The sequence below is a fragment of the Natronohydrobacter thiooxidans genome, from assembly GCF_001884735.1.
In the GTDB taxonomy this organism is placed as follows: domain Bacteria; phylum Pseudomonadota; class Alphaproteobacteria; order Rhodobacterales; family Rhodobacteraceae; genus Roseinatronobacter; species Roseinatronobacter thiooxidans_A.
The window spans coordinates 1-6,545 of the sequence record NZ_MJAP01000027.1; the positions used below are offsets into that span (position 1 = coordinate 1).

Sequence of the window (6,545 nt, forward strand, 5' to 3'; positions counted from 1 at the left end):
GCATCAGCCAGCTGATGGACAGAAAAAACCGGGGCGAACCCATCGGAAAGCGGGTCAGGTTCAGCGCACGCGAACTGATGATCGGAACGAACCGCAACACGGACGGAAGGGAATACAAGCGCCTAGAACATGCCTTCCAGCGCCTTCAGGGCACCCAGTTCAAGACCAACATCAGGACTGGGAATCGAAAAGAAGTCCGCATCTTTGGACTGATCGACGAAGGCGGCTTCGTAATGCGGGAAGAAGGAAAATGGCGCCTCGACTACTGCGAGGTCGTTCTGTCTGACTGGTTGATGCGCGCGATCGAGGCCAACGAGGTAATCAGCATCTCGGAAGACTATTTCCGCCTTCGCCGCCCCTTAGAACGCCGCATCTATGAGATTGCTCGCAAGCACTGCGGTGCGCAGCCAAAGTGGCAAATCGGGCTGGCCAATCTTCAGAACAAGACGGGCAGCAGCGCCCCTCTCAAGAAGTTCCGACTGAACCTGAGACAGATCATCGAAGATGACTGCACGCCGTTCTACAAGATCGAGCTGATGGCTGACGACTTGGTAATCTTCCGGCCACGGTCAGCCTCTACAGCGCTGGCATCTAATATCCGGCTGCCGGAATGGTCCGAGGAGAAAGCCCGCGAGGTCGCCCGGGAGAAGGGCAGGGACTACCACGTCCTACGGTCGGACTGGATGGCCTTCGCTAAGGCGGAATCTGCAAAAGGGAACCCGCCCAAAAATGCCGGTGCGGCCTTTGTGGCATACTGCAAGAAACAGGGTCGCCTACGGTGATAAAAAACCTTGCAACGACGCAACGCGTCGCACAGCATAGCCATGCAACGATGCGCAACGGACCCACAACACCATGAAGTACACACTCTCAGAAGCCGCTGCGGCCACCGGCAAGAACAAAGCGACCATCCAGAGGGCTATAAAAAGTGGGAAAATTTCTGCGCCAAAGGGTGACAACGGGTCATATGAGATAGATCCATCAGAACTTCACAGAGTTTTCCAGCCCGTCGCGCAACGCGTCGTACAACGCCAAAACGCAACGACACGAAACAGCGCGCAATCAGATGGTTTTCCCCCAGATTTCAACACTCTACAGCGGATAGCTGATCTGGAAAAAGAACTTGCCGTGATGGAGGAACGAAAGAACGGGCTGGAGGAGCAGAAACGCCATTTGTCGGACACTGTAGAAGACTTGCGCAAGCGCCTCGACAGCTCAGAAGGTCGCGTTCTGACGCTACTGAACGATCAGAGGCCAAAAGGTTTCTGGAAACGCCTTTTCGGTTAAGCCCCCTGTGCCAGAGAAATCAACCGGCACATGACACTTGAAATATGTAACCCATTGGGGTATATCCTAACATGCAATCGGTAGCAGAAACCCCGATCTTCACTCGCCAGACTGAAAAGCTCTTCACCGAAGACGAAAAACGTGAGCTGATCGATTTTCTGGCAGAAAATCCGCTGGCAGGGGATGAGATTCCGGGAACAGGCGGAGTACGCAAGGTTCGCTTCGCGGCCTCCGGGCGCGGCAAAAGGGGGGGAGCTCGGATCATCTACTACTATCTGGATGACACGATGCCGCTGTACGCACTTCTTGCTTATACGAAGAAAAATCAGGGCGACATGACACCGGACGAAAAACGCACTGTTTCCGCATTAGCGGCCGCCCTTAAGGCAACTAGGAAGGATAAGAAATGAGCTCCTTCGGAGACGATCTGATCCAAGCAATGGCTGAAGCCCTTGCCCATGCGAACGGCGAAGGACCTGCCGTTGTCCATGCCCCCATCGCACCGCGGAAAGTGCGAGAACAGGCCAAGCTGACACAGGCACAAATGGCCCCTCTGATGGGCATGAGCCTGTCAGGATACCGGAAGTGGGAGCAAGGACAGCGCAGAGTCAATGGACCGGCAGCGACCTTGCTGCGACTGATTCAAAAGGAACCAGAACTGGTGAAACGCGCCCTTCTATCCTGATAGGGAAGTGTCACGTTGCAAACCAAACAATACCTTTTCAGTGAGGGTAATATGTCTCGGCCAATCCTGATAATAGCCTCTATGCTCTATGGCTTAACACTACCAGCCCAAGCTGATGGTATTCCAAGATACAACGTTGAAAAATACTGCGTAGATGTCTCAGAAATCAGTGGCGGGTCTGCTATGATCTATAATGGCTGTATAAATATAGAGCAGCAGTCATATAACACTTTGAAAGCTGACTGGGCACAAATTTCATCTAAATCTAGATATTACTGCAATGAAGTGGCAGTAATAAGTGGTGGATCATACAATATACTCGAAGGATGCATTGAACTTGAAACTAACGCCGCAAATACATTAAACTCATTTGAGTACTGAAATATAATGTTTGTAAAAAAAATTGTGATAATAGCAACGTTAATCTCCTCAATAAGCACCTCAGGAAAAGCTGACTTTATTGACGCTCAGTGGACAGTGGTAGAGTTCACTGGTGAAGCTTGGTTTGTTGACGCACAAAGCATAATAGGTAAGACACAGACCTTTAATCGCGGGTATGGGGATGGCATCTTCTATAGGTGCAACTACGCCGGTCAATCATCATCATATACTTATTACGACAACGATGAATTTTTCATAAATCCTGAATTCACCCTCTTCAAGCCAATAAAAGAAGAGATGACGCTTAGTAGCGAGACGCTGTTTGTGCACCGAATTACATGTGAAGGGGACACAGATGCCGACCAGCGACGTGTAATCTATCCCTTTGTCACGAACGAAACTCGACAATCTGCTTGGTACTTGTTCGAAGGCGGCGTGTTCTCTTTGCGACAACCATAAGACATGGAGTAAATTGTGAAATTTATCTCAAGAATTCAACACTCTTTCCCCTATGTCGCGTTTGCGACAGTTGTCCTTGCGTCACCAGCGCTTTCCTTCGGACAAGATGAACAATGGCAATCAGGGTGGGGGCAGGGAGTTTCTGAAGCGATAGTAACTCATGGCCCTGGAAACAGGATATATGTCACTTGCAACGATGGCGGAAGCTCATTTGCTCAAACGGCTATATCGTTCACGCTTGCCGGGCGCGCACCAACTGGAGGACACGTGACTCTTACGTTTGACAACGAAGACCCAGAAAATATTTGGATCACAGATGGTAAAATAACATCGGACTGTCGCGCATGTGCTGATAACTATGAGCGTGTGATCGAAAAACTAAAGATTCATAATTCAGTACATGTTTTGTTTGAGAATAGTGATTCCGCTCGTTTCACTCTAAAAGGATCAAGCTCCGCGATCACTGATTGTATTCCTGACTTTGCACGCTGACTTTTACTTTATTATGTGAATGCCACTCTTCATTTCATGAATGCTTAAGGTTAATTAATATCAACTTTCCAATATATCAGAAAGATCTGTTGCAGTTTTGGTTGTCTGTCTGTCTTTTAAATTATATTTTTTTCTCCCATTGAGAAATCTCATGCACTGTTGCACTCCTAATCGAGGTACAAGCCGAAGTCATCTCAGAGAAAACCAGCCTGTTGCAGTGTGGACAAAATTCTTTCTCACGTTCTTTGCCACCGGGACATGACATTCCGTAAATGGATAATACGTAAAAACCACCACATTTGCATTTTTGGGCTTTGGACACCGTGCGCTCCTTTATTATTCGAATCTTCTGAAATCAGAATTTCTGTGTATAGATATTTATCAGAGTAGAGTAAATTTTAAGCTAATAGTCACTCCATTACTATACCTTTATCGCCATGTCTTGCCTCCGACTCCTTTTCGCGCAGCTGCTCCTGCTCTAGCTCTTCAGCATGTAGCCGCTCGACCTCTTGGGCCTCATGCTCCCGCTCCGTTTCCCTGTCACGTTGCAAGGCAGCGGCACGGTCGGCCAGATCCGCACTGTCTATACCACGGGCCGCAAGCCGCAGACGATCAGCCAAGCTTTGCGGCGGAGTTTCAGGTTTGTCTGATATCTCTTCGCTGATCGTTGAGCGCTTACCCCCGATACCTGACTGCGCATCGCGCAATGCCCAAGCCTCGCGCATCCGGGCGGCAAGATCATCCTGCGGGCGATCACGCTCATGCCCGCCGCCTTCATAGGCAAGCCCGGACGCAGACGGCGGCAACCTGTCTAGGGCGTGATCTGCCGCCCGCTCAAGCCATGTCCGAACATGTCCGGCCAGCTCTTGGGCAACACGCGCCACCTCGGCGGCATGGGCTTTGACCTCATGCCAGACGCGGACGGCGGCAACCTCCTGTCCGCGTTCCTTCAGCTGCCACGCGCCCACCGACAACTGGGGCAGGGGCGGGCGATCCAGCGCAACGGCCCGGACGGTGTGTTCCAGCGCCTCGGCCTCGTGGCCCCGCTCTTGGGCGAGATGGGCCAGCTCCAGCGCCTCGATGCGCTGCGCCTCAAGGGTGCGGTGGTCGATACGCTCGCCGTGGCCGGCCAGTTCTAAGGCAAGGTTAGCATCCTGCGCCCATGCCTCGCGCCACCCATCCAGAACCTCGACGGCGTTCCAGTCGCGGTTCTTGGTGGTGAAGCCCTCGGCGGCGATCTCGCGGGTGGTCAGCAGGATGTGGGCATGATGATTGCGGTCATCACCTTCGCGCCCAGGCGCATGAAGGGCGATGTCAGCCACCATGCCCCGGTCCACGAACTGCCGCTGGCAGAAGTCGCGCACCAGCTCGACGCGCTGCCCGTGGTCCAGCTCGGCAGGCAAGGCCACCCGGATTTCGCGGGCCACCTGCGAATTCTTCCGGGTCTCGGCCGCTTCGACCGCGTTCCACAGTGCCGCCCGATCCTGCGTCCATTCCGGCGCATGGGCAGGGGCGAGGATTTCGACGTGATCGACGCCACCCCGGGCGCGATAATCGAACGAAAGCCCGGTGCGGTGATCCTCGATGTGGGACGCACTACGATAGGCCGCAGCTGCCGTGGCGCTGCGGCCAGCGGATCGCGAAATCATCGTGGCCCGAAGGTGATAGATCGCCATTTTCGCGCGGTGCCTTAGCAGGGGTTCAAAGGGGAGTGCAACGCCCCTTGCCCACACAAACGTAAAACGTTTGTATAAGTGGGCACTTCGTGCCTTGCAACCTTTCTGCATTCCGGCCAAAAGCACAACCATAGCGAGAGGGATAGTATTGAAATGGCACGGACGATTGAACAGCAGGTGGCTGAAGCTGAGGCAAAACTTGCGCGGCTTAGAACGCGGGCAAAGGCTCAGGAAACACGCCGCAAGATCATTGTCGGGGCCATCGTCACAACCGAAGCTCTGAAAGACCCGAAGATCGCAAAGTGGCTGGCTGCGGCCCTCCGCAAGAATGCGACACGGGACGTAGATCAGAAGGAGCTGAGCAGTCTTCTGACTGACCTCGATGCAAAGGCGCAAAGCGCCGGGGCAGGTCAAGCATGAGCGGTGGCAAAGATTCCTTCGAAATTCTGGCCGACGAGCTGGCCCGCATGGGGCAGCAGATTGCACATCTCCAACGCACCAGCCTCAACAAGAATGAGGCCGATGCCCTGAACCAGAAAATCGTTGAGGGCGTGGAACAAATGAGCGAGGCCGGGCGGACAGTTCACAGCGCCCTTTCTAAGCAAATGTCTCTCGGACTGGACAAGTTACGCTTGGAAGCGATCATTGCGGCCACAGAAGTGGCCAACATGGCTATAGAGAAAAGTCATGCTGAAAGCCTCGCCGCCGCTCAGAACTACTCCAAGGCCGCCGGAGAGGCCCGCAGAGAGGCATGGCGCTACTTTGGCGGGTTCTGGGTGTGGTTGGCCTCCATCGGCGCTGGAGGGGCCGTTCTGGGGCTTCTTGCGGCGTTTCTCATCATAGGCCGGGGGGACGCGCGCGAGTTCGGCCAATATCCGGGCGTCTATTGCACCACTGCGGGTGGCCAGGTCATCACCAACCCGGAAGGCCGTAGGTTCTGCGCCATCTGGATTGACCGCCCGTCCCAGTCTGGGGGCTGACCTCACGGCTGTCCTATCCTCTTCATGGCAATCTACTGCTTGCCACCAGAGCAGGTGGTGGTGTTCTGGGCTCGATACGGGCGAAAAGCCCTAGTGTTATTAGTGTTACCTACGGAGTAGTGTTACGGATGCCAGAACCCCATCTAAAACAAATGTTTAACCCTGTGGACAGTTCCGAAAGGCACGAATTTTGGTTCCGAAAGGCACGAATTTTGGTTCCGAAAGGCACGAACGATTTTGGCACAAGAGTTGGTTCCCGAAAGCACGAACGAATGCGTTTAGCATGCTGCCTGCAACATCGGTTCCCAATAGCACGAATTCCGGTTCCCGAAAGCACGAACATAAGCTAAGAATTATCCATGGCCCTACTTCCAGATCGACACCCTCAGAAAGACTTCTTCATCCTCGACATCGCTGATGTCGTGCCAAAGGACGACATGGCGTCGATGGAACACCCGTTGTTCTCGCTGGCAACGCAGCCTGACATGCGCCACTTGGTTTATCAGAGCGGGGAGAATAGCCTCGAAATCATTCCATCCGGGTTAGGACTGCCAACCATCAAGGACAAGGATATCCTAATATTCT

Annotated in this window: 10 protein-coding genes; 9 read left to right on the forward strand and 1 reads right to left on the reverse strand. The window is 53.4% G+C overall.

What is annotated here, in order from left to right; translation table 11 throughout:
* The 6 genes from BG457_RS12395 to BG457_RS20015 all read left to right on the forward strand — a co-directional run.
* On the forward strand, positions 1-782 hold a 782-nt coding region (locus BG457_RS12395), incomplete at its 5' end, for a replication initiator protein A (RefSeq protein WP_071797494.1).
* A gap of 73 nt (positions 783-855) precedes the next feature.
* Positions 856-1,287: a MerR family transcriptional regulator gene (locus tag BG457_RS12400; RefSeq protein ID WP_071797496.1), complete on the forward strand. Its 432-nt coding sequence runs from the start codon at positions 856-858 to the stop codon at positions 1,285-1,287.
* 71 nt (positions 1,288-1,358) lie between these two features.
* Positions 1,359-1,697: a type II toxin-antitoxin system RelE/ParE family toxin gene (locus tag BG457_RS12405; RefSeq protein WP_071797498.1), complete on the forward strand. Its 339-nt coding sequence runs from the start codon at positions 1,359-1,361 to the stop codon at positions 1,695-1,697.
* Positions 1,694-1,972 (forward strand): helix-turn-helix domain-containing protein, encoded by a 279-nt coding sequence (locus tag BG457_RS12410; protein ID WP_071797499.1) that lies wholly within the window; start codon positions 1,694-1,696, stop codon positions 1,970-1,972. Before BG457_RS12405 ends, BG457_RS12410 begins: the two co-directional genes overlap by 4 nt.
* 51 nt (positions 1,973-2,023) lie before the next feature.
* Entirely contained in the window at positions 2,024-2,353 is a 330-nt protein-coding gene (locus BG457_RS12415) for a hypothetical protein (RefSeq protein WP_071797500.1), read from the forward strand.
* A gap of 474 nt (positions 2,354-2,827) precedes the next feature.
* Positions 2,828-3,304: a hypothetical protein gene (locus BG457_RS20015; protein ID WP_139257730.1), complete on the forward strand. Its 477-nt coding sequence runs from the start codon at positions 2,828-2,830 to the stop codon at positions 3,302-3,304.
* Between the two features lie 410 nt (positions 3,305-3,714).
* Here BG457_RS20015 and mobQ read toward each other — a convergent pair whose 3' ends face one another.
* Positions 3,715-4,980 (reverse strand): MobQ family relaxase, encoded by a 1,266-nt coding sequence (gene mobQ, locus BG457_RS12420; protein ID WP_071797501.1) that lies wholly within the window; start codon positions 4,978-4,980, stop codon positions 3,715-3,717.
* Between the two features lie 153 nt (positions 4,981-5,133).
* Here mobQ and BG457_RS12425 point away from each other — a divergent pair, with 153 nt between their 5' ends.
* The 3 genes from BG457_RS12425 to BG457_RS12435 form a co-directional block, all read left to right on the forward strand.
* A complete protein-coding gene (locus BG457_RS12425) occupies positions 5,134-5,400 on the forward strand; it encodes a hypothetical protein (protein WP_071797502.1) in 267 nt (88 codons plus the stop codon).
* Positions 5,397-5,960, forward strand: coding sequence for a hypothetical protein (locus BG457_RS12430; RefSeq protein WP_071797503.1), 564 nt, complete (start codon positions 5,397-5,399; stop codon positions 5,958-5,960). Before BG457_RS12425 ends, BG457_RS12430 begins: the two co-directional genes overlap by 4 nt.
* 359 nt (positions 5,961-6,319) lie before the next feature.
* On the forward strand, positions 6,320-6,545 hold a 226-nt coding region (locus BG457_RS12435), incomplete at its 3' end, for a replication initiator protein A (RefSeq protein WP_175546793.1).